Source organism: Arthrobacter sp. StoSoilB19 (assembly GCF_019977275.1).
Taxonomy (GTDB): domain Bacteria; phylum Actinomycetota; class Actinomycetes; order Actinomycetales; family Micrococcaceae; genus Arthrobacter.
Window position 1 is genome coordinate 2,440,505 of record NZ_AP024650.1, and the last position, 21,912, is coordinate 2,462,416.

Here is a 21,912-nt window from a genome sequence, read left to right on the forward strand (position 1 = left end):
CCCTTGCTTCTGCCGAATGCTATAGCTGCGCCTCCCGGCGGTCCAGCACGATCTGCTGGACATCCAGGTAACCGGACTGGAAACCGGCGCGCGAGTAGCAGAGGTAGAACAGCCACATCCGCTGGAACACTGCATCGAAGCCGAGCTCCCCCACTTCCCGGGACCGGGAAAGGAACCGTTCCTCCCACAGCCGCAAGGTGGCGGCATAGTGGTCACCCATCCCCATGCGCTCCCTTACCCGAAGGGTGGTGTGCTGCTGGGTCACGCTCTCGATGGCACGGACGGACGGCAGGAACCCGCCGGGGAAGATGTACTTGTGCACCCAGGTGTAGGCGTTGCGGGTGGCCAGCATGCGACCGTGCGGCATGGTGATGGCCTGGATGGCCACCTTTCCGCCGGGTGCCAGCACGCGGTCGATGGTCTGGAAATAAATGGGCCAGTACTCGTACCCCACGGCCTCGATCATTTCCACCGAGACCACGGCGTCGTACTCGCCTTCCACCGCCCGGTAGTCCTGCAGGGCAACGGTCACGCGGTCCGCGAATCCGGCATCCTCAATGCGTTCCTGCGCCAGCGCCTGCTGCTCGCTGGACAGCGTGACGCTGTAGACCGTGGCGCCGCGGGCGGCGGCACGCAGGGCAAGCTCGCCCCAGCCGGTGCCGATTTCCAGCAGCCGCGTCCCCTCGCCCACGCCGGCCTTGTCCAGCAGCCGGTCGATCTTGGCCCGCTGGGCCTCGGCCAGGAACTCCCATGCAACGGTGGACAGCGGACCCGCCTTCTCCGGGAACAATGCCGAGGAGTAGCTCATGGTGGAATCCAGGAAGTTGAAGAACAGGTCGTTGGACAGGTCGTAGTGCCGGGAGATGTTGCTGCGGGTGTTTTGTTCGGCGTTGCGTTCCTGGCGGGGTGTCCGGGGCAGGTACAGCGAGCGCAGCTTCTGCAGCGGCATGGGGATCAGCGTGTCCACGGAGGCCGCGAAGACTTCGAGCAGCGCGGCGAGGTCCGAGGCTTCCCAGTCGCCGGCCATGAAGGATTCGCCCAGACCGATCAGGCCGTTGTGTCCGATCCGTGCCTCGAAGGCGTCGGGCCGCAGCATGGTCATCACGGGGGCCTCCGGACCGCCGGTTCCGAGCACGGCCCCGTCCGGATATTCGACGCGGAGCGGCAGCCGCTTGACCGCACCCCTGAACAGCAGGCCCGCTGTCCTGCCGGCCAGTCCGGCTTTCATGCCCGACGGCGGTTGGGCAACACCTGGCCACAGGTCGGGATTGATGATGGCGGGCGACGCCGGCACCCCGGTTGCGCCCCAGGCTGCGGGCACGTGTCCGGCGGATGGTCCGCCGGCCTTGCCTTCGACACGGCCTGCGGTGGTGCCGTTATCGTCCGTCATGGTCATTGAACTGCCTCCTGTGAAGTGTGGGGTGGTCTGGCAACGACGGGCAGGTGTCTTGCCCAGAGTTTAATGCCCTGTATCCGGATCAGGGCGGATACCAGCAGCGGCGCGGCAGGCACCGCGAAAGCCGCCGCCAGGATGTTCGAAACGGTGGCGGGGCGGCGCCGTCCGTCCATGGTGGCCACGAAGGGCCGGTGCCCCTCCCGCTCCAGGATGATTGATACGGCAAGCCTGTCCCCCGGGGCCGGGAGCTTCATCCGGTACTCGCCGTCGACGTCGTTGAAGGGTGACACGTAGAACGCCTTCGGCACCGAGGCCCGCCCGGAGGAATCGGTTCGCAGCAGGTAGCAGTGCCGCTCCCCGTAGGTGTTGTGGACTTCGGCCACCACGCACTGCAGTTCCCCGGTGGAGCGGTAGCACCAGAACAGGGTGAGCGGGTTGAAGACGTAGCCAAAAACCCTGGCACTGGTGAGCATGTGGATGGGTCCGCCGTCGGGCTCCACCCCCTGGGTGCGCAGGTAGCGCTCCACGTTGGCCCGAATGCTTGCGCCGGGATCGCCCAGGTGGTCTCCGGCGCGGAACACTGCCAGCGGCCGGAGCAGGAACGGCAGGCGCGGCATGTGGTCCAGGTCCACGAACCAGCTGTAGCTGCGGTAGGTGAACGCATTCTTCAAGGGGCTGCGCCGGACATGGGAGATGGACGTGCGGAAAATCGAGGCGTCCATGGTCATGCCCGTTCCGTGGACAGCAGTTCCCGCTCCCCCTCGCCGGAGGAGTTGCCCGGTTCATCCGCGCGTGCCTCCGGCCAGGTGCGGCCCAGTTTCTCGGCCGCCCGCACCCCGGAGAGGGCACCGTCCTCATGGAAGCCCCAGCCAAGGTAGGCCCCGGCGTAGGCGATCCGGTTGTTGCTCAGCGCGGCGATGGCCTGCTGGGCCTGGAGGGATTCCGGCGTGTATTGCGGATGTTCGTACACCATGCGCTCCAGCACGGTGGTGCCGGCAATCAGTTCCGACTCCCCCAGGCTCACCAGGTACGGCTTTCCGTCCACGGGATGCAGCCGCTGCAGCCGGGTCAGGTCGTAGCTCACCAGAACCTTGTCGGGTCGCGCGTCGCACGCCGGGAGCCGGTAGTTCCACGACGCCCTGGCGTTGTCCGCGGCAGGCAGGACTGCCGGGTCCCGGTGGAACACGGTGTGGTTCACCGAATACGGCATCCCGCCCAGCGCCTCCTTCTCTTCCGGTGTGGCGTCGGACAGGAACCAGAGAGCCTGCGCGGGATGGGTGGCGACCACAACGGCGTCAAACTCTTCCGGCCCGCTGGCCGTTACGAGCTCCACGCCGTCGGGCAGGCGCCGGATGGCAGTGACGGGCGTGTTGAGCCGGACGTCGGCAAGCGTGGCGGCGAGCTTTTCCACGTACCGGGCAGAGCCGCCGGTGACGGTACGCCACTGCGGCGAACCCTTGATCCCCAGCATGCCGTGGTGGCCCAGGAACGTGAAGAGGTACCGCGCGGGGTAGGCCAGGGCGGTGGTGGGGTCGCAGGACCAGACTGCACTGACCACGGGGGTCATGAAGTGGGAGATGAAGTAAGGGCTGAACTTCTCCCGTTCCAGGAACGCGCCAAGTGTCAGTTCCGGCACCGGCACCTCGCCGCTGACGGCCGACGGCGGCGCGGTCCTGAGCAACTCCCTCGCCTTCCGGTAGAAACGGGTCACCTCCAGCAGCATCAGCAGGTAACGGCCGCGGAGCAGGCTGGAGGGTTTGGCGATGATGCCGCGGGCGCCGTCCCGTGCCCCCGCGTATTCCAGCCCGCAGCCGTCGCAGCGGATCGACATGCTCATCTCGGAGTCCTGGGTCTCGACGCCGAGTTCGGCGAACAACCGCAGCAGTGTGGGATAGGTCCGTTCGTTGTGCACGATGAACCCGGTGTCCACCCCGATGACGCTGCCGTCGGGCTGCGGCATGTCGTGGGTGTGGGCATGGCCTCCCAGCCGTGAGTCCGCCTCGAACAGGGTGACGTCGTCCTGCCTGTTCAGCACGTAGGCGGCCGTCAATCCGGCCACGCCGCTGCCGATCACGGCGACGCGCCGCCGCCCGCCTGGACTTCCTGCTGGGTTAGGTGACAATTCATGCTCCTCTGCTGAACATTTGCCGCTGGGCTGCGTATACAACTGGCTATTCGGTGCCGTGCCGGCTGTGGATGGGTGAAGTACTGTGGGCTGGTGTTAAACCCGGTGCACCTGAAGACCCTCCTTGAAGTCACGCGGCTGGGATCGTTTGCCGCCGCAGCGGCAACGCTCGGCTACACGGCCTCCGCCGTGTCCCAGCAGATGTCGGCTTTGGAGCGGGAAACGGGCACCATCCTGTTCCAGCGTTCGGCGCGCGCCGTGATTCCTACGGAAGCCGCCGTCGTCATGACGCGGCACGCCGCAAAGGTGCTCACGGATATCGAGGCACTGATGGCCGCCGCCTCCAGGACCCAGGCCACGGAAAGCCAGGAACTGCGGCTGGGGATCTTCCCCAGCCTGGCCACGTATGTCCTGCCGCGGATCCTGAAGAACCCGGCGTGGAAGAAACTTGGGATCGACCTGCGGGTGTCCGTGGCTGAACCCGGCCAAACCATCCAGGGGCTGCGTACCGGCGGCGACCTGGACCTGGCCGTGGTGTTCCAGGTGGGCCAGACCGGCTTCGCCTGGCCCAACACCATCAACAGGCAATGGATTGGCGACGACGATTTCCGGGTGGTGCTGCCTGCCGGCTGGGGTTTCCGGGCCGACGCGAAGGTCGCGGCCGACCACCTCTCGGAGATGCCGTGGATCATGCACCATCCCGGCACCAGTGACGCCATGGTGATCGAGCGTCTGTTTGCCGGCTGCAACCTGCACCCCAGGGTGGTGGCGCACAGTGACGATTTCCATGCCAGCCTGGAGATGGCCGCCGCAGGACTGGGAGCCGCTTTGGTTCCGGAACTCGCGCTCCGGAACAAGCCGGCAGGCGTTGTGGTGCTGGACGTCCCGGAGATCCGGCTGGCCCGGAACGTGTTTGCGCTGCTGATCAATGACCGGAAGACGGCACGGGTGCAGCTTTTCGTTGACCTCCTGGCCGAAACCCTTGCCGGGATGCGCACGGCAGTGAATTAGGGCAGAACGCTGGAATGGTCTGCCCTTCGGGTCTATGTTGAGAATATGAACAAGGTAGCGAGCCAGCACTTTGGGGAGATCGAGCTCAACCACGGCATGGATCATCTCTTTGCCGCCAAACATGAGCTGCGTGGCCACCCGCTGGAACTCGACCTGAACATCAACGCCCACGACAACTTCGATGAAGCCGCGCTCCGCAAGGTCGAGTACCGGCTGCGCTTCCTGCCGGAACTGGTGGACGAGGTCCGCGAGATGATCGCTGAGGAACTTGAGCAGGAGGGCACCAGTCCGCAGGAGTATCTGCACTTCCACTGCAACGCCCTCAAGGACGAGCACCTGCACAAGGTTTTCGGTGTCCAGGACCGCAGCCAGCTCACCAACGAGGTCTTCCTCAAGGCCCTCAAACTTGGCCATGTGGGCATTTACCCCGGCCAGCCCGAGCGCTACTTTGTCCTGGATTTCACCCTGGGCGAGCACTTCACGGACGAGGTCCTGGTGGCGTCCGCCGACCAGGACGGCGTGGTGGACGACGAGATCGTCTGGGAGTCCTAGGCCGTCGACCGGTCGACAGCGCCCGGGCACCAAGGAGGGTGGGCGGCCATGGATGTGGTTGATGACAGGCGTGGCATCTGGCGGCTGGCTTCGTCGCTGCTCCTCGCCGGCGTGCTTGTTTCGATTCTCGCCGGCATCCTGCATGCTGAGTCCCACGACGCCAACGACCACGTGGCGTCCTTCACCGCCTATGCGAACAGCGGAATCTGGACCGCCGTGCACCTGGGCCAGTTCGTGGGAATGGCGCTGGTGGGGGCCGGACTTGTTACGTTGGGCACCGCGCTCGGCGTCCAGCGCCGCCCGTTGGCCTGGGCCGCACGGTTTGGTGCTCTGTCCGCCGCTGCTGCAGTTGTGCTCTACGCCGCCCTGCAGGCAGTTGACGGGGTGGCCCTGAAACAGGCGGTGGACGCGTGGGCTGCTGCCCCGGACCCGGAAAAGGCGCCCCGTTTTGCCACAGCTGAAGGCATCCGCTGGCTGGAATGGGGAATGCGCAGCTACCAGAGCATCCTGCTGGGTGCCGCCTTGGTACTGGTTGGTGTTGCTGTGGCCGCAGCCCGCCACGCCTCCCGGATTGTTGGCTACCTCATGGCGCTGTCCGGGCTGGCGTATGTGGCGCAGGGGTGGATCATCGGGGAATCCGGATTTTCGGCAGCCAATTCGTTGCCCACGCTTGTGGGCATTGTGGCCATTGTTGTGGCGGCCGTGTGGCTGGCCGTCAGCGGGTGGCGGATGACGCAGACGACGGCGGCCGGCCACCTGGGGTGACCGGCCGCGGTTGCGTCGTTTCCCGTCTTACTTGGCCGCCTCCAGCAGGCCGGCCCGGACCGTCTGCGTGGCCTTGACCAGGTTGCGCAGGGACTCTTCGGTCTCGGCGTAGCCCCGGGTCTTCAGGCCGCAGTCCGGGTTGACCCACAGCTGGCGGGACGGAACGTGCTTGACGGCGGTGGCCAGCAGCTCGGTGACTTCCTGCTCGCCCGGAACACGCGGCGAGTGGATGTCGTAGACGCCCGGGCCCACACCGCGGCCGAAGCCGTGCGACTCGAGGTCGTGGACAACCTCCATCCTGGAGCGCGCAGCCTCGATGGAGGTGACGTCCGCGTCCAGCCCGTCGATCGCGTCGATGATCACGCCGAACTCGGAGTAGCAGAGGTGGGTGTGGATCTGCGTGGAGTCGGCGACGCCGGCGGTGGCCAGGCGGAAGGAGTCAACGGACCACTTCAAGTAATCCGCCTGGTCCGCCTTGCGCAGCGGGAGCAGTTCGCGCAGGGCGGGCTCGTCCACCTGGATGACCTTGATGCCGGCAGCTTCCAGGTCGGCGATTTCGTCGCGCAGGGCCAGGCCAACCTGGTTGGCGGTCTCGCCGAGGGGCTGGTCGTCGCGGACGAAGGACCAGGCCAGGATGGTGACGGGGCCGGTGAGCATGCCCTTCATCGGCTTGCTGGTCAGGGACTGGGCGTACTTGGCCCACTCAACGGTGATGGGGGCGCTGCGGGTGACGTCGCCCCAGAGGATGGACGGACGCGTACAGCGTGAACCGTAGGACTGCACCCAGCCGTGGACGGTGACGTCGAAGCCTTCGAGGTTCTCGGCGAAGTACTGGACCATGTCGTTGCGCTCCGGTTCGCCGTGCACCAGGACGTCGTAGCCGAGCTCTTCCTGCAGCTCCACCACACGCTTTATTTCGTCCTTCATCAGCTGCGCGTACTGGTCGTCTGTGAGCTCACCCTTGTTGTTCCGGGCGCGCGCCGACCTGATGTCCGAGGTCTGGGGGAAGGAGCCGATGGTGGTGGTGGGCAGGGGCGGCAGGTGCAGTGCTTCCTCCTGCGCCGCATCACGGACCGCATAGTCGGAGCGGGTGAAGTCGGCTGCGGTCAGTGCCTCGGTGCGGGCCCGGACGTCAGCGCGGCGGACGCCCTCTGCGGAGGCGCGGGAAGCGATCACGGCGGTTGCCTGGTCAATGGCGGCCTTGGCGGAAGCGGGGTCGGCCAGGTAGGACGCGAGGGTTTTGACCTCCACGGCCTTCTGGTCCGAGAACGCCAGCCAGCTGCGGAGCTGCTGGGAGAGCTGTGTCTCCTCCTCGACGTCATGGGGAACGTGCTGGGTGGAGGTGGACGTGGAAACGGTGACCCTGCCGGCAGCTGCCGTCAGTTCATCCAGCTTGGCAGCCGAAGCGGCGAGGTCGTTGCGCCAAATGTTGTGGCCGTCCACGACGCCGGCAACCAGGGTTTTGTTGCCCAGCGCGGCGAGTGCCGCTGCGGAGGGGACGGCGCCCTTGAAGACATCGATATGCAGGGCGTCGATGTTGGTGGCGGCGAGGGTCCCAAGCTGTCCGTCGAGGGAACCGTATGGGGTGGAGACGAGGATCTGCGGGCGGTTGGCCGCAGCGGTGAGGACCTCGTAGGCGCGGGCCACGGCTGCTTCGATTTCGACGGCCGGGGTGTCCTGGTCAACCACGAGTGCGGGCTCGTCGAGCTGGATCCAGCCGGCGCCTGCTTCGGCGAGCTTTTCGAGCAGCTGCACGTAGACGGGCAGGATGTCTTCGAGGCGGGACAGCGGCGCGAAGCCGGCGGGGGCGTCGTCGGAAGCTTTGGACAGCAGCAGGTAGGTGACCGGGCCCACGATGTAGGGGCGGGTCTCGATGCCGTTGGCCAGCGCGAAGGCGAACTCGTCAACCTTGGCGGTGGACGCAAGGGTGAACTTGGTCTCCGGGCCGATCTCCGGAACCAGGTAGTGGTAGTTGGTGTCGAACCACTTGGTCATCTCCAGCGGCTGCTGTTCCTTGTTGCCGCGGGCCAGCGTGAAGTAGCCGTCGATGTCCAGCTGGCCCCCGGCGTTGAGGAGCTTGCCGAACCGGGCCGGTACCGCGCCAAGGTGCGCGGTGGTGTCCAGGACCTGGTCGTAGTAGGAGAACGTGCCCGGGACCGCGGCGGCTTCGGTGAGGCCCAGTTCCTGCAGGCGTTTGGCGATGCTGAGCTGGATGTCCTTGGCGGCGGCGTCCAGGGCGCCGGCGTCGATCCTGCCGGCCCAGTAGGCCTCAACGGCCTTCTTCAGTTCGCGGCGGCGGCCGATCCGCGGGTAGCCGAGGAGTGAAGCTGCCGGAAACGGCGTGCGGGCGGTGTTCTGTTCAGTCATGGGGTTACTCCTGATGTCGAGGGCGTGCGCGGATGAACGCAGCACGGATGAACGCGGCGTGTACGAACGCTGCGTGGGTGAAGGAAAGCTGGTGAGGTGGGCGCCGGTCAGCTGGCGAGCTGGCTGCGGGCGATCGATTCGCGGCGGGTGCCGGGACGGCTGCGCCGCGGCAGGGCCAGCTTGTCCAGCACTTCCAAGGCACTCTGGTGCTCGTTGAAGGTGTAGATGTGGATGCCGGGTGCACCCGCATCAAGGGCGGCGTTGGCCAGGTCAACGGTGGCGTCGACACCAATGTGGAGGCGTTCGAGGTCGGAGTCCGCTGCGGCCAGGCGGGCCATCAGTTCCGGGGCGGGTTCCACGCCCGTCAGCTGGCCCAGCCGGTTCAACCGGCGGAGGCTGGTCAGCGGCATGACGCCCGGGATGATCGGGATGGTCACCCCGGCACGGCGGGCCCGGGTGAGGAGGTCGGCGTACTGCCTGGTCTCGAAGAACACCTGGGTGATGGCGAAATCCGCGCCGGACCGCTGCTTGGCAAGCAGCACCTCGACGTCGTGCTCCTCGCTGGGCGACTCCGGATGCCGGGTTGGGTATGCCGCCACGCCCACTGCGATCTTTCCTGCGCACAGCAGGGCCGACCGGCGCTGCTCCACGCGGCGGATGAGTTCGATCAGGTCCTGGGCGTACCGGAGCGAACCCGTGGCCGGGGCGCTGGCGTCCTTGGGAAGGTCTCCGCGGAGGGCGAGGATGCCCCGAACCCCGGTGTCCAGCAGTTCGCCGACGATCGCGGCAAGTTCCTGCGGCGTGTTGCCCACGCAGGTGAGGTGGGCCAGCGGCCGCAGCGTGGTTTCCAGCAGGAGCCGGTTGATGAGTTCGACGGCGGTGTCCCGGTTGGATCCGCTGGCGCCGTACGTGACGGACACGTAGTCCGGTTCAGTGGCTTCCAACTCGCGGATGGTGGTCCAGAGCGTCTCCGCTGCCGCGGGAGAGCGCGGCGGGAACAGCTCATAGGAAAGCGCCACCGGAGCGGTGTCGGAGAGGTTGGGATGTGCGTCAATCAGGCTTGGTGGTGACATTTGCGTCCTTGGCTTTGGGCCATTGGGGGTTCCCTGCCACGAAACAGGACAGGAAACCGGCAATGAATTTGAGTTTGGGGAACACGGAGGGACTCCACGAGGACGCAGCCGCGACTGTTACGCCTTGAATGAAGTAGTCCGTGAGCAAATGTCAGGCCCACATGGGGGCACCCACACCCTCCGGAACGGAGGATCGCTGACACGTTACCGCGGTAACTTGTCTATGACTCTATGGGGCCGGGCGGGGCCGGGACAAGTCGGGGCCGAATTAAGACGCACTTTTACGGGCTGTTTCCTGCGGCGGCAGAATTTTCTTCGCCTTGCGGGGTTCCTACCAAGGGCGGTCCGGCGCCGTGCCAGTGCTGCTGTCCAAGTATTCTTCCCGTTCGCGCCCGCTGTTCCGCTCCCGCTGGGCCTGCCGCGAATTCTCCTGGAGCCGGTCCAGCTGGCTTTGCTGTGCAGCCGCTGACCCGTCCTGCGGGGATTCCTTCCCCGGCGCATCCTCCGGGTCCTCCGGCCGTCCGGCGGCGCCAAGCTTTCCTTCCAGCCGTTCCCGCGCTTCGGCCAACCGCCCGTCCGCTCCTGCTGCCGCGTCCGGGGACAGGCAGCCTTCCGGTGCCTGCCCGGCGGTTGCCAGTGCTTCGTTGAAAAGCGGAACGGCCGACGACGGGTCCCCGGCCTGGAGCCGTTGGTCGCCCAGGCGTTCGGTCACCAGGACAAGGTTCACCAGGACCAGGCATTCATCGCCGGCTCCGTCCGGGACCAGTCCCAGCGCCTGTTCGAACAGGGCCTTCGCCTCCCCATAGTCTCCTGCCAGCACCGCGGCGTCACCGGCAGCGAACGGCGCCTTATGCGGTTCCACCAGGTTGGCCAGGCCAAGGCCCTCTGCTGCGGCATCCACGCCGGGCGCATTCCCTGCCGCAAAACCGGTCGCGGCACGGTCCGCAAGAACATTGAGGCTCAGGAGTTTGGCGGCGACGCACAGCAGCAGCATTACGGGCACCGCCGACCAGAGGAGCAGGCGTTTCCTGCGGACCCTGGCAGTCACCGGTCCCCTCCGCTGCGGCGCATGCGGGGCAACCCGCGCAGCTGCCGGACGATGCCCACCGCCTCCGGCAGGGCCAGCAGGAAGGCGCCGGCGGCGAAGATCCAGTACAGCTCGGCTCCGGCCGCCGTCGGGCCGTCTCCATCCGCACGTTCCACCCTGCCGGGGCGTGCCTGCTGCATCATGTCCCCCACGGGATCGCCGGCGGCGCGGTGGACGTAGGGCACGCCGAGCTGGCCGCCGATGGTCCGCAGCCTCCCCTCGTCGATGACCGACAGTGCGTCACCGCTGGTGCCGGCGCGGTTGTCCTGGACATACGTGCCGCCGTCGTCCTCCTGCCCTGAGTTGTCCTGTCCTTTGTTCTCCTGGCCGTTGTTCTCCTGTCCGGTGATCTCCTGTCCGCTGTTCTCCTGTCCGGTGATCTCCTGTCCGCTGTTCTCCTTCATCCGGCCGCCCGCCGCCGTCCCGTAGCCCAGCACCGCTCCCCCGGCCACCAGGCCGCCGTCGAACGTCATTGCCCCGGGTTCCCTGCCGCTGGTCTGTTCGCCGTCGCCCAGGTAATACACCAGCCGGGGCCGGCCCGGATGGCCGTCCCTGGCGGCGGCCAATTGCTCTGCGAGCACCTGCCTCGCCGCGGTGATGCTGCTGCCTTTGGCGTACGCAGTCACCTGGGGTTCCAGGACATCCGTGATGGTCTCGAGTGCCAGCGTATCCGTGCTGAGGGGCATGCGGACGTGGGCGGTGGTGTCGAACGTGATGACTGAAAAGCGGGCGCCGGGCAACTGCCCGGCGATGGCCATGATGTCCTTCCGGACGCCTTCCAGCCGCGGGCTGCCGTTGCCGTAGTCCTCGGCCACCATGCTGGTGGTGGTGTCCACCACGAAGAACACGTTGAGGTCGGCGGCGGCAGCCTGGACCGATCCGCCGGGCAGGCCGGGCCGCAGGGCGGCCGCCATGATCATCAACACCACGGCGCCCCGCCGCAGCCACCCCCTGCTGCCGCGGCGGCCCGGCTGCAGCCGCCACAGGACTGCGCACAGGGCCAGGGCGGACAACAGCCCAGCAGCCAGCGGCAGGCCAGGTACCTCCGAGAACACAGCACGCGGCGCGCCCTGGATGGCCGCCGTTTCAGTTCTCTCCACGGCGGTGACTATTCCGGCCACGGCAGCAGGGCTGTCCAGGGCGTAATACGAGCCGCCCGTGGACTCCGCTGCCGCCCGGAGCTGGGCACCGGGCTGGCCGGTCCCGCTGCCATAGTCCAGGTCCCCCGGGTTCAGCGCGTGGACGTGCACCGATCGGTCCTTGGCCAGCCGCGCCGCCTGGTCCAGGGTCATGATCGGTTCACCGGAGAGCAAGTTGTCCGTGGCCAGCACCACCGACCGCGAGCGCCGGGGAGCGTTGCTTCCCGCAGCGTCGGAGCCGGGAAAGCTGTTGATGCACGATGCCAGGCCGTCGCCTATCAGTGACGAACCCCTGCCGCTCCATGTGCCGTCGAAGAATCCGGAGCTGCCCTGCATGCCGTCGAACGCGTCCCTCGCGAGGTGGAGCTGCTCCTGGGCGTAGTGGTAGTCGTCGGTCAGTGGAAAGACCTGGATGGCGGTGCTGTCAAAGATGGTCAGGCCGATCCGTTCACCGTCGAACTCCCGTGCCAGGCCGGCAAAGACGTCCGCCACTGCCGCGTCGGCACTGCTCATCGATCCGGAGGTGTCCAGGCAGAGCATGATGTCGCGGTTGTGCTGCTCCGGACGGAGGGTGGACACGTCAAGGGGGCGGGCCGCCGCAACCGCAGTGGAAACCAGCAGCACGCCGCAGGCGGCACCGGCCAGGACCAGCCACCGCCGGTGCCGGCGAAGGGCTGCCTGGTATTCGGGCAGCGCGGTCAGCCTGTCGGCGTGGGCAACCGGCCGCCGTCGTCCGTTGGACAACCGGTTGCTGCGCAAGGCAGCCCATACCGCCGCTCCTGCGGCAGCGGCCGCAACCGGCAGCAGCCACCAGAACATCAGCTCCACGAGCGCACCGCCGCCGAAGCTTTTGCTGCGGACACGCTCACGGACTGCAGCGGACCGGGGCCGAATTCAGCGGGGTACAGAGCTTGGACGACGCCGGCCGCCGCCGGGAGCGGGTGGCGCGCCAAATCGTGGTGCGTCATCCTGGTGGCGTCCACTCCGGTTGCATCGCGGACGAACCCGCGCAGCAGCAGGCTGAGCTGCTGGTGCGCTCCGCGTGCCTCGAGATGCCCGGCCGCCGCTGCCTCCTCCACCTCGTTGATGCGCTGAAGGTAGGCGGCTTTGAGGGCCGGCAGGTCGGTCAGGGCGGACCTGCCGGGCGCGGAGCTGCGCCGCGCTGAGCGTTCCGCCTTGCGGGTGGAGGCAAACACGTAGGCGTACCACCCGGAAACCAGTGCCAGGAGCGCTGCGCCGCACCACAGCCAGGCGGGGCTGTACTGCAGCGGGCCATAGAATCCGGGATCAGCCTGCACGCCGGTGCCTCTCCAGCAGGGCGAAGAGACCCGTGATGACGTCTCCGCTGCCTGCCACCTCCCCCTCAGTAATCCCCGCGGCCCGGAGCATGGCCCTGCGCGCCGCGTCGCGCTCTGCGGTGGCCCTGGTGTAAGCGGCCTTCACCGCGGCGGACGCAGCAGGCTGCCATGGCAGCAGGGCGGAATCGGCCACGCTGCAGTAGTCCACCTCCGCGCTTGGAACCTGACCGGTCAGGGGATATGGTGCCAGGTCTGCGTCCCTGACGGTCAGCCAGAGGATCTCGTGCTGGGCGCGCAGCCTGCGGAGGAGTTGGGCCATGGCATCGTCTGCGGCAATCTCGTCCGCGACGACGAACAGCAGGTGGCGTCCCTTGATGGTGCGCGCCGTGTACTCGAGCTGTTCCTGGATCCGGCTGGGCGCCGCGTCGAGGCTCGTGTGGGAGTCCACGTGCCCCAGCAGCCGCTCCAGGTGGGCCTCGCCGCCCTTTGCGGGCAGGGAACGCGTGGCCGTTGAATCACCGCAGACGAGCCCCACCAGGTCCCCGTGCCGGTGGGCCAGGTAGCCAAGGACCCCCAGGGCGAGCACGGCAATGTCCTTCTTCGCCTCCCCTGACCGGGCCTCCGCCGCCATGTTGCGCCCGGTATCGGTGACCAGGAGGACAGTCTGCCGGCGGACGGCGGCGTAGCGCCTGATCAGGGGTGAGCCGTGGCGCGCGGTGGCCTTCCAGTCAATGTCGCGCACTTCGTCCCCGGGCACATAGCCGCGCAGGTCATCGAAGTCCAGGCTGCGGCCCTTGAACACCGAACCGTATTCGCCGTCGAGCATGCCGCGGGCTTTGCGGTGGGCGAAGATGGCCATCTTCGATTTCACCCGCTGGAGGAGGCCGGCCATAGGGGTTCAGGGAGTCTGGACAGCGGCGACGACCGCGTCGATTACCGATTCCACCGGAACCTGTTGGGCCACCGCGTCAAAGTTCAGGATCAGGCGGTGCCGCAGCACCCGATGGGCCAGCGCCTTGACGTCCTCGGGAATGACGTGGTCGCGGCCGTTCAGCAGTGCCACGGCGCGGGCGGCCTGGCTGAAGGCGATGCTCGCACGGGGGCTGGCGCCGAACTCGATGAACCCGGCGAGCCGGGCGTCAATGTACTGGGCCGCGTTCCGTGTCACGTACACCAGGCCCACAATGTAGTTGATCACCGCCGGGTCAATGTAGATGCGCCTGGTCAGTTCCTGGATCTCCAGGATGGCATCAAGGGAAGCGGCCGCCGCCGGTTTCTGTTCCGGCGTGAAGACGCCGGCGTCGATCCGGGCGATGATCTGCGCCTCTTCCGCAGGACTGGGGTAGTCCAGGACGTCCTTGAGCATGAAGCGGTCCATCTGGGCCTCGGGCAGCTGGTATGTACCCTCGTGCTCGATGGGGTTCTGCGTTGCCAGGACCAGGAACGGCGACGGGAGGCGGTAGTCCTGGCCGCCGATGGACGTCTGGCGTTCCTGCATCGCCTCCAGCATGGCGCTTTGGGTTTTGGCGCTGGACCGGTTGATTTCATCGAGCAGGACGATGTTGGCGTGGACCGGCCCCAGCTGGGTGCGGAACGTTCCCTTGGCGGCGTCGTAGATCTGGGTTCCCACAATGTCGCTGGGCAGCAGGTCCGGGGTGCACTGGATCCGGCGGAATTCGGCGCTGACGGCTTCGGCCAGCGTTTGGGCCGCAGTGGTTTTGGCCAGTCCCGGTACGCTCTCAAGCAGGATGTGGCCGCCGGTCAGCAGGCCCACCAGCAGCGATTCCCGCAGCCGGGACTGGCCCACCACCTTGGCATCGAAACTGCGTGCGACGCCGGCGGCCACCCGCTGCGCCCTGGCCAGCTCCGCAGGCTGGATTCTTGCGGGCACGCTGGTCGAAAGCACTGGATCTCCCCCTGAAGACGGTGATGGGCGCGCGGTCCGGAAGGCCGTGTCCCGCCCGCCATCCTATCCAAGCCCGGCGCCCGGAACCCGGCAATGGGCACCCCTCCCCATGCGGGGTCTGCAGGTCTATCCTTTTGCCATGATCGAGCTTCCAGCCACCTACAAGGAATACCTCGCCGACAAGAGCCAGATGTTCATCGATACGGTCCGGCCTGTCCTGATGCAGTCTGCGGCGGAAAAGCTGCACGGTGTCCGGGTGGTGTACAACCCGGGCTCCACCGGGCACCAGGCCCACCTCGACGACACCCTGCCGTTCGGCGTGGTCTTTGAGGACATCGACTAACCCCTGACTGCGCCCGCAAGGGCCAGCGAGTTGCCGGAGCCGCGTGCCACGAAGACGTAGAGGGCCAGGACCGGGACCGAATAGAGGATCGAGAATGCGGCCAGCTGGCCGTAGGCCACTGCCCCGTGCTGGCCGAAGAAGCTGAAGATCGACACTGCCGCCGGCTGCCGGCCCTCGGACAGCAGGAGTACGAACGGAACGAAGAAGTTCCCCCAAGCCTGGATGAACACAAAGATGAACACCACACCCAGGCCCGGGCGCATGAGCGGAAGCACGATCGATCGCAGGGCGGCCAGCCTGGAGGCGCCGTCCACCCAGGCCGCCTCCTCCAGGGCCAGAGGCACGGCGTCCATGAAGTTCCTGGTCATCCAGATCGCCATCGGCAGGCTGGTGGCGGCCAGGAAAAGCACCGTGGCGGGCAGGGAATCCAGCAGGTGCAGCTGCACGAACAGTCCGTAGACCGGCACCATGATGGCGGTAACGGGAAGGCAGGTGCCAAACAGGATGCCGTACAGGAACGGCTTGTTGAACCTGGACTGGTAGCGGGAGAGCGGGTACGCCGCAAGCACGGCCGCCGCCAGGGTAACCGTTCCGGTCCCCGCGGACAGCAGCAGGCTGTTCCACAGCGGACGAAATAGCAGTTCGGGGGTCAGGACGGCAGCAAAATTGTCCAGGCCGGGCTGCTGCGGAACCCTGGTGCCGTGTCCGGCGGCCGGATCCACGGAACCGAACACCAGCCACAACAACGGCAGCAGGAAGCAGGCGCCAATCAGCACCAGGACCGCGTCCGCCCACGCGTTGCCCCGGGTACGGCCGCGCCTGGGCTGCACTCGGCGTGGACGGCTGGGGCTGGGCTGGCCGGGCTGTTGCTGCGGGAGCCGCCGTCCCGCCCATTTCGGTGCAGTCACGGCTTCTGCTCACTGAGGAGGCGGAGATAGGCTGCGCCAAACACGGCGCCGATCAGGATGAGGACGGACGCTACGGCGGTGCCGTAGCCGATGTCACCGAATTTGAAGGCTTCCTGGTAGGCCAGGACAGGCAGCGTGGTGCTGCCGTTGGCCGGTCCGCCCGCAGTCATGACCCAAATCAGGGTGAAGACAGCCAGGGTCTGCAGGGTAACCAGCATCAGGTTGGTGGCGATGCTGCCGCGGATCACCGGCAGCGTGATGAACGCCAGCCGCTGCCAGGCACCGGCCCCGTCCATGTGCGCGGCCTCGGTCAGCTCTGCCGGGACGCCGTTGAGCGCTGCCCGGTACACCAGCATGGAAAAGGCGGTCCCGCGCCACACGTTTGCCAGGATCACGGCGGCCATGGGCACGGTGTAGAGCCAGTCGGTTTCCCCCGCACCGAAGCGGCCCAGCAATTGGTTAAGCGTGCCGTCGCGGCTGAAGAAGGCATAGGCGGCGAACGCGGCCACGATTTCCGGCAGGACCCAGGCGGCAACGACGGCGGTGCCAACAGTTGCCGAGACGATCGGACGTGCGCGGCGCATGAGGACGGCGAGGGCAAGTCCCAGCACATTCTGGCCCAGGACTGCCGAGCCTGCGACAAACAGGACCGTCAGCGCCAGCGAGAGCGGGAAGACGGGGTCCTCCAGCAGCCGCTGGTAGTTCTCCAGCCCCACCCATTGGGGGTTCCTTGCGTTGCGGCCGGTCAGTCCGGCGTTGGTGAGCGAGGCGTGGAAGGCCCACAGTACCGGGCCGGCCAGGAAGACGAGCAGCAGCAGGACGGCAGGCAGGACGGGCAGGTAGCGGAGCAGCTGCCGTGTCCGGTGGTGGGCCGCCAACGCTACTTCCGGACGGTCTTGTCGCCGCCCACGATGCCGGCCACGGCTGTGTCATAGTCGGCCGCTGCCTGTTCAGGGCTCCTGCTGCCGGTGATCACGGCCTCGGTGGCTTCCTGGACGGCAGCGGAAATCCGCGGATAGTCGGAGGTGGCAGGCCGGAATTTGGTGACGGCCACCAGGCCGGACACGTCCTTCACGAACGGGTTGGCGGACTGGTAGGCGGGGTCGGCGGCCACGTCGGTCCGGACGGCGATCTGTGAGCTGGCCACCGTGAAGGCCAGCGAGTTCTTGGCATTGAGTGCCGTGGTGAGGAAGTTGAAGGCAAGGTCGGGCTGCTTGGTTTCCGCCCCGACGGCAAGGGTCCACCCGCCGGACATGCTGACCGCGCCGGGGGCGCCGCCGTTCTGCGTCGGGAACGGGGCCACGCCCATGTCCTGTTCGTAGCCCGGCCACGCGTAGCTTCCACCGGCCTGCCAGAACGACGGCGCGTAGGAGCCTTCCACGGTTGCCCCGAGCTTTGCTTTCGGGAACCATTCACCGAACACCTTCTTCCAGATGTTCGGGTCCAGCGCCTCGGCCGGGGCCACTGCGAGGTTCTCGCCGTAAAGGGTCTTGAGGAAGGTCAGCGAGTCCTTGAAGCCGGCAGACCCAACGACCCACTTTTTCGAATCCGTGTCATAGAGGCTTGCCCCGGTTCCATAGAGGAGCTCATAGAAGCCCTGCATCACGGTCCCTTCACCTGTGCCCTTGCCGGCATACATGTTGAAGGGGATGACGTCCGGGTTGGATGCCTTGATCTTCCTTGCGGTGTCCAGGATGTCCTGCCAGCTGGACGGGCGCCACGGCAACCCAATGCCGGCGGCCGCAAAGACCTTTTTGTTGTACCAGATGGCCCTGGTGTCGGTGCCCAGCGGCACCGCGTACGTGCCGCCGTCGTCCGCTTTCCCGGCCTCCTTGGCGCCGTCGCTGAACTTGTCCCAGTCACCCCATCCGGCCAGCCGGCTGTCCAGCTTCAGGAGGTACCCGGCGTCCACGTCGGAGCGGACCTTGAAGGTGTCTTCGTAGAAGACGTCCGGAGCAGTGGCAGGCGAGCGAAGGGCCAGGGCCAGCTTTGTGCCGTAGTCGTCGTCGTTCGCCTGGATGGGCTGCAGTTCGATGGTGACGCCCTGGTGTGCGGCTTCGAACTCTTTTTTCGCATCCTGGAACATGGTGTCCAGGGTCTTGAACGAATCCGTTTTCTGGTAGGCCACCTTGATGGTCTTGTTTCCCTCGGCTGGGTTTCCGGGAGTGCAGGCCGCAAGGGCAAGGACCACGGCGGCCAGCAGGGAGACGGTTTTCGATGTCCGGCGAAGCATGCTGTTCCTCAGCTTTCCAGCAGGAGCCGTTGGGCCCGGGGCGCGAGGGTATGTTCCAGGACCAGCGAGGCGGCGCCGATGGCTCCCACGTCCTCCCCGACGCCCGTGCCAACAACCTCGATGGGGTGGATCAGCCTGACGTCGCTGTTGGCATCCAGGAGTGGCGGAATCAGCTCCAGGTAGCGCTCCGCCAGTCCGCTCCAGAAGGGGCCGCCGAAAACGACGCGTTCCACGTCGAGGGTGTTGGTGACAACGGAGACCGCCCGGGCCACCAGGACGGCGGATTTGTCCAGGATGGCAGCGGCGCGTTCGTCCCCGCCGTCGGCGAGTGCGCACAGCCGGGCGAAGCTTTGCTGGACTTCGGCGCCGCTGTTACCCGCGCGGGATCCGTCCAGGATGCCCGCTGCTTCCGCCTCCGCCACCAGGACCTGCGGGATGCAGGAGGATTTCACGCAGCCGCGCAGGCCGCAGTCGCAGGGTGGGCCGTCGGGATCGACGATGATGTGTCCTATCTCCCCGGCGTTGCCGGACGTGCCGCGGACCACTTCGTCGTTCAGGACGATGCCGCAGCCGATGCCTGTGCCCATATACATGAAGACGAAGCTGCCGGCGCCGCTGGGCCCGCCTGCCCATGTCTCCGCCACGGCGGCGCTGGTGACGTCCTTGTCAACGAGTACCGAGTAACCGGTGGCCCCGGCCAGCGCTTCGCGCAGCTCCACCCTGTCCCAGCCGGGCAGCAGTGGTGGATCCACGACCGTGCCGTTGTCCAGGTCGATGGGGCCGGGCGCAGCCACGCCCAGGCCGGCGATGCGGCTGCGGTCTACGCCGGAATCGGCGACAAGCTGGTCGATTTCCGCAGCGATGGTGCTGATCACGGCGGAGGGATCGTTTCCGCCGGGGGTTTTGATCCGCGAGTGCCGGACAACAGCTCCCACGAGGTCCAGCACCACGAACGTGGTGACTGCGGGGTCCAGGTGGACACCAAGGGCGTACATGCCGCCGGGATTGAGGCGGAGGATGGTGCGCGGCTTGCCCGGGCCGGTACCCTCCTTGCCGGCCTCGACAATCAGGTTCTGGTCCAGCAGGCGGCGCGAGATGTTCGAAATGGTCTGCGGGGACAGGCCCACGATCTGGGCCAGTTCAACGCGGCTCAGGCCACCGGACGTCCTGCGGATTGCGTCAAGGATGACGGTGAGGTTGAAATCCCCCATCCTGGGCAAGTTGGTTCCGCGTCTCGGAGAGGATTGGCGGATCTCAGACACTGTGTCCCCTAAACGTCTTCGGCTACCTCGTGATGGTGATGCTTTGAATCGTACGTTAAGGGTGGTCCCCCGCCCATATGCGCGGGCGGCGGCGCGGCGCGGCAGGATCCGCGGTTCCCGGCGGTGGACTCCCGGTGGCCGGGCGCGTTCCAGTCAGAGGGGGCGGCGGGTGCTTCGGGTGACGGTGAACTTGGGGTTCCGCCCCTCCACCACGGTGGGCCCCACGTACCGTTCCAACGCCGGCAGGTAGGCGAGGTGCCGGTTGAAGACCGTCCACAGCTCGCCGCCGGGAGCCAGCACCCGCCCGGCTGCCTGGATCATCTTGAGGCCGGCACCGGCGTGGACGCCCGCACCAACGTGGAAGGGCGGGTTGAGCAGCACGGTGTCCACGGCGGCGTCCGGGAAGGTGCTCAGCGCATCGTCCTGCAGAACGCTGATGCGGTCTGCCATGCCGTTTGCGCGGGCGGTGGCAAGGGCGGACTGCACTGCGGCCGCGGACTGGTCGGTGGCTGTCACGGCGGCTGCCGGGAACTGCCGCGCGTACATCGCGGCAAGGATTCCGGTGCCGCAGCCGAGGTCGACAGCGTGCCGTGCCGGTTTCATCCGGGGCAGGAACGCCAGGAGGAAACGCGTGCCGATGTCCAGCCTGGGGCCGGCAAAGACTGCGCCGTGGGCTGCCACGTCCAGGTCCAGGCCGGCAAGGTGCTCCACCACCGGGAAGCGGGGCGCCGCGGTGGAGGGTTTGGGGCCCGCGGCAAGGAGGACCCGGGACTTTTGCCGTGCGAGCTGCGGCTGCACCGAAACGAAGTACCGTTCAAGGACGGCGTTCATGCCCAGCGACATGTGCTTCACCCGGCCTCCTGCCAGCAGCCGGACGTCCGGTGCGGCATGCAGGGCCACGGCGGCAGCGATTTCTTCCAGTTCCGCGAGGGTTTTGGGGAGCTGCAGCAGGATGGTGTCTGCTCCCGCCAGCAGCTGGTGCCCCAGGGGCAGCTGGACAAACTCCGCCCCGGGCCCGTCCCCCAGTTCGGCCGCGTTGAGCCGCAGTGCCCTTTCCCCTGTGATCAGGTCCTGGTGCACGCGCAGCGACGCCGGGGCAAGCACTGCCGAGGCGCCGAGCGTCAGGGCCCCGTAGCGGTCATTGATCACCGCCACGGTACCGCCGGCCCGCCCCAGCTGCACTGCGGTCTCCAGCAGCAGCCGGTCCGTGGCATCCCAGGCCTGCAGGTTGGGGGCTTCGACATCGGGCCGCCGGCGCAGGACGTTGAAAATGTCCGCCAGGGTGTTTGCTGCCACCGGTGTCCTGCCGCCTTCTGTTGCCTTCGTTCGCCCCGCGTCCCGGGGCATCACCCCCACGTTACCGTTTTCGCCGCCGTCGCCATTCCAGGCAGCTTCAGGATCCCGGTCACTGCCGCGCGGCCCGCACGGTTGGCGCCAATGGTGGACGACGACGGCCCGTAACCTACCAGGTGGACGCGCGGCTCGGCCGCCACCCGGGTTCCGTCCATGGCGATTCCGCCGCCGGGCCCGCGCAGGTGAAGCGGGGCGAGGTGTTCCAGTTCCGCCCTGAAGCCGGTGGCCCACAGGATAACGTCGGCCTTGCGGAGGCTTCCGTCGGCGCGGCGGACGCCGTCCGGTTCGACGGACGTGAACATCGGCTCCCGGTCGAGGGCGCCCCTTCCCCTGGCCGCGCGGAGGGCTGGTGTCCAGATGAGGCCCGTCACGGACACGACGCTTTGCGGCGGAAGTCCCTGCCGGACACGGTCCTCCACGAGCGCCACGGCCTCGTGGCCCGCTGTGGCATCGAACGGCGCGTCGCGCCACACCGGTTCCCTTCGGGTGAACCAGCTGGTGGTGGTGACGCGGGAAATTTCTTCCAGCAGCCCGACGGCGGAAATGCCGCCACCCACCACCACCACATGTTTGCCGCGGAACTCCTCCGCAGAGACGTAGTCGGCGACGTGCAGTTGCCTGCCGCGGAACGAGGACTGGCCCGGGTAAATGGGCCAGAACGGGCGGGTCCACGTACCGGTGGCGTTGATGATGGCCCTGGCCGTCCAGTCCCCGCGTGTGGTTTCGACCCGCAAGTGCCCGGCCGGGTCATCATCTTCGCGCCTGACGGCCCGGACCTTGACGGGCCGGAGAACGGACAGACCCAGCTCAGCCTCGTAGCTTCCGAAGTACCGGGTCAGGAATTCCGAGCTCGGTTCCGCCGGATCCACCTCCGGTTTGGCGATGCCCGGCAGATCGCTGATTCCGTTGACCGTGGCCATGCGGAGGCTCCGCCAGCGGTGCCGCCATGCACCGCCCGGCCCTTCCTCGGCGTCCAGCACGGCATAGTCAATTCCCCGGCGCTGCAGGTGGTAGGCAGCCGAGAGGCCGGCTTGGCCCGCCCCGATGACCACCACGTCGGTTGGGTCAGGACTCACCTGCCCATGATAGTCGCG

The 21,912-nt window shown here is 67.4% G+C and carries 20 protein-coding genes; 4 read left to right on the forward strand and 16 right to left on the reverse strand.

Annotated elements, in window-relative coordinates; all coding sequences use genetic code 11:
• Positions 1-19: 19 nt before the first annotated feature.
• Genes LDO86_RS11195 through LDO86_RS11205 form a run of 3 tightly spaced genes read right to left on the reverse strand, consistent with a single transcriptional unit; the run spans position 20 to position 3,518 of the window.
• A complete protein-coding gene (locus LDO86_RS11195; RefSeq protein ID WP_224083988.1) occupies positions 20-1,396 on the reverse strand; it encodes a class I SAM-dependent methyltransferase in 1,377 nt (458 codons plus the stop codon).
• On the reverse strand, positions 1,393-2,124 hold the full coding sequence (locus tag LDO86_RS11200; protein ID WP_224083989.1) for a DUF1365 domain-containing protein: 732 nt from the start codon (positions 2,122-2,124) through the stop codon (positions 1,393-1,395). Before LDO86_RS11200 ends, LDO86_RS11195 begins: the two co-directional genes overlap by 4 nt.
• Positions 2,121-3,518, reverse strand: a complete 1,398-nt coding sequence (locus LDO86_RS11205; RefSeq protein ID WP_224083990.1) for an FAD-dependent oxidoreductase — start codon at positions 3,516-3,518, stop codon at positions 2,121-2,123. Before LDO86_RS11205 ends, LDO86_RS11200 begins: the two co-directional genes overlap by 4 nt.
• 96 nt (positions 3,519-3,614) lie before the next feature.
• Here LDO86_RS11205 and LDO86_RS11210 point away from each other — a divergent pair, with 96 nt between their 5' ends.
• Genes LDO86_RS11210 through LDO86_RS11220 form a run of 3 tightly spaced genes read left to right on the forward strand, consistent with a single transcriptional unit; the run spans position 3,615 to position 5,849 of the window.
• Complete coding sequence (locus LDO86_RS11210) at positions 3,615-4,532, forward strand: LysR family transcriptional regulator (protein ID WP_026265795.1); 918 nt, start codon at positions 3,615-3,617, stop codon at positions 4,530-4,532.
• Positions 4,533-4,577: 45 nt separating this feature from the next.
• Complete coding sequence (locus tag LDO86_RS11215; RefSeq protein WP_018769437.1) at positions 4,578-5,084, forward strand: DUF2004 domain-containing protein; 507 nt, start codon at positions 4,578-4,580, stop codon at positions 5,082-5,084.
• Between the two features lie 48 nt (positions 5,085-5,132).
• Positions 5,133-5,849, forward strand: coding sequence for a hypothetical protein (locus LDO86_RS11220; RefSeq protein ID WP_224083991.1), 717 nt, complete (start codon positions 5,133-5,135; stop codon positions 5,847-5,849).
• A gap of 27 nt (positions 5,850-5,876) precedes the next feature.
• On the opposite strand, the gene metE is transcribed toward LDO86_RS11220, so the two are convergent.
• From metE to LDO86_RS11255, 7 genes are all read right to left on the reverse strand, one after another.
• Positions 5,877-8,216, reverse strand: coding sequence for a 5-methyltetrahydropteroyltriglutamate--homocysteine S-methyltransferase (metE, locus tag LDO86_RS11225; RefSeq protein WP_224083992.1), 2,340 nt, complete (start codon positions 8,214-8,216; stop codon positions 5,877-5,879).
• Positions 8,217-8,323: 107 nt separating this feature from the next.
• The gene (locus LDO86_RS11230) at positions 8,324-9,289 is read right to left on the reverse strand and encodes a methylenetetrahydrofolate reductase (RefSeq protein WP_018769440.1); all 966 of its coding nucleotides are present in this window, start codon (positions 9,287-9,289) and stop codon (positions 8,324-8,326) included.
• Positions 9,290-9,620: 331 nt separating this feature from the next.
• The gene (locus LDO86_RS11235) at positions 9,621-10,337 is read right to left on the reverse strand and encodes a hypothetical protein (protein WP_026265796.1); all 717 of its coding nucleotides are present in this window, start codon (positions 10,335-10,337) and stop codon (positions 9,621-9,623) included.
• Positions 10,334-12,334 carry a VWA domain-containing protein gene (locus LDO86_RS11240; protein WP_018769442.1) on the reverse strand — a complete coding sequence of 667 codons (2,001 nt, stop codon included), beginning with the start codon at positions 12,332-12,334 and terminating at the stop codon, positions 10,334-10,336. Before LDO86_RS11240 ends, LDO86_RS11235 begins: the two co-directional genes overlap by 4 nt.
• A complete protein-coding gene (locus tag LDO86_RS11245; RefSeq protein ID WP_018769443.1) occupies positions 12,334-12,813 on the reverse strand; it encodes a hypothetical protein in 480 nt (159 codons plus the stop codon). The genes LDO86_RS11240 and LDO86_RS11245 overlap by 1 nt, the downstream gene beginning before the upstream one ends.
• Positions 12,803-13,705: a DUF58 domain-containing protein gene (locus LDO86_RS11250; RefSeq protein ID WP_018769444.1), complete on the reverse strand. Its 903-nt coding sequence runs from the start codon at positions 13,703-13,705 to the stop codon at positions 12,803-12,805. Before LDO86_RS11250 ends, LDO86_RS11245 begins: the two co-directional genes overlap by 11 nt.
• Before the next feature lie 6 nt (positions 13,706-13,711).
• The gene (locus tag LDO86_RS11255) at positions 13,712-14,719 is read right to left on the reverse strand and encodes a MoxR family ATPase (protein ID WP_018769445.1); all 1,008 of its coding nucleotides are present in this window, start codon (positions 14,717-14,719) and stop codon (positions 13,712-13,714) included.
• A 139-nt stretch (positions 14,720-14,858) separates the two neighbouring features.
• On the opposite strand from LDO86_RS11255, the gene LDO86_RS11260 reads away from it, so the two are divergent.
• Positions 14,859-15,062: a hypothetical protein gene (locus LDO86_RS11260; protein ID WP_223991855.1), complete on the forward strand. Its 204-nt coding sequence runs from the start codon at positions 14,859-14,861 to the stop codon at positions 15,060-15,062.
• Here LDO86_RS11260 and LDO86_RS11265 read toward each other — a convergent pair.
• From LDO86_RS11265 to LDO86_RS11290, 6 genes are all read right to left on the reverse strand, one after another.
• Positions 15,059-15,892, reverse strand: coding sequence for a carbohydrate ABC transporter permease (locus tag LDO86_RS11265; protein WP_018769447.1), 834 nt, complete (start codon positions 15,890-15,892; stop codon positions 15,059-15,061). The genes LDO86_RS11260 and LDO86_RS11265 overlap by 4 nt on opposite strands.
• 74 nt (positions 15,893-15,966) lie before the next feature.
• The gene (locus tag LDO86_RS11270; RefSeq protein ID WP_018769448.1) at positions 15,967-16,848 is read right to left on the reverse strand and encodes a sugar ABC transporter permease; all 882 of its coding nucleotides are present in this window, start codon (positions 16,846-16,848) and stop codon (positions 15,967-15,969) included.
• 2 nt (positions 16,849-16,850) lie between these two features.
• Complete coding sequence (locus tag LDO86_RS11275) at positions 16,851-18,203, reverse strand: extracellular solute-binding protein (protein WP_018769449.1); 1,353 nt, start codon at positions 18,201-18,203, stop codon at positions 16,851-16,853.
• 8 nt (positions 18,204-18,211) lie between these two features.
• Positions 18,212-19,414, reverse strand: coding sequence for an ROK family transcriptional regulator (locus tag LDO86_RS11280; RefSeq protein ID WP_018769450.1), 1,203 nt, complete (start codon positions 19,412-19,414; stop codon positions 18,212-18,214).
• A 204-nt stretch (positions 19,415-19,618) separates the two neighbouring features.
• Positions 19,619-20,761 carry a class I SAM-dependent methyltransferase gene (locus tag LDO86_RS11285; RefSeq protein WP_018769451.1) on the reverse strand — a complete coding sequence of 381 codons (1,143 nt, stop codon included), beginning with the start codon at positions 20,759-20,761 and terminating at the stop codon, positions 19,619-19,621.
• Between the two features lie 50 nt (positions 20,762-20,811).
• Positions 20,812-21,894 (reverse strand): FAD-dependent oxidoreductase, encoded by a 1,083-nt coding sequence (locus tag LDO86_RS11290; protein WP_018769452.1) that lies wholly within the window; start codon positions 21,892-21,894, stop codon positions 20,812-20,814.
• Between the last annotated feature and the right edge of the window lie 18 nt (positions 21,895-21,912).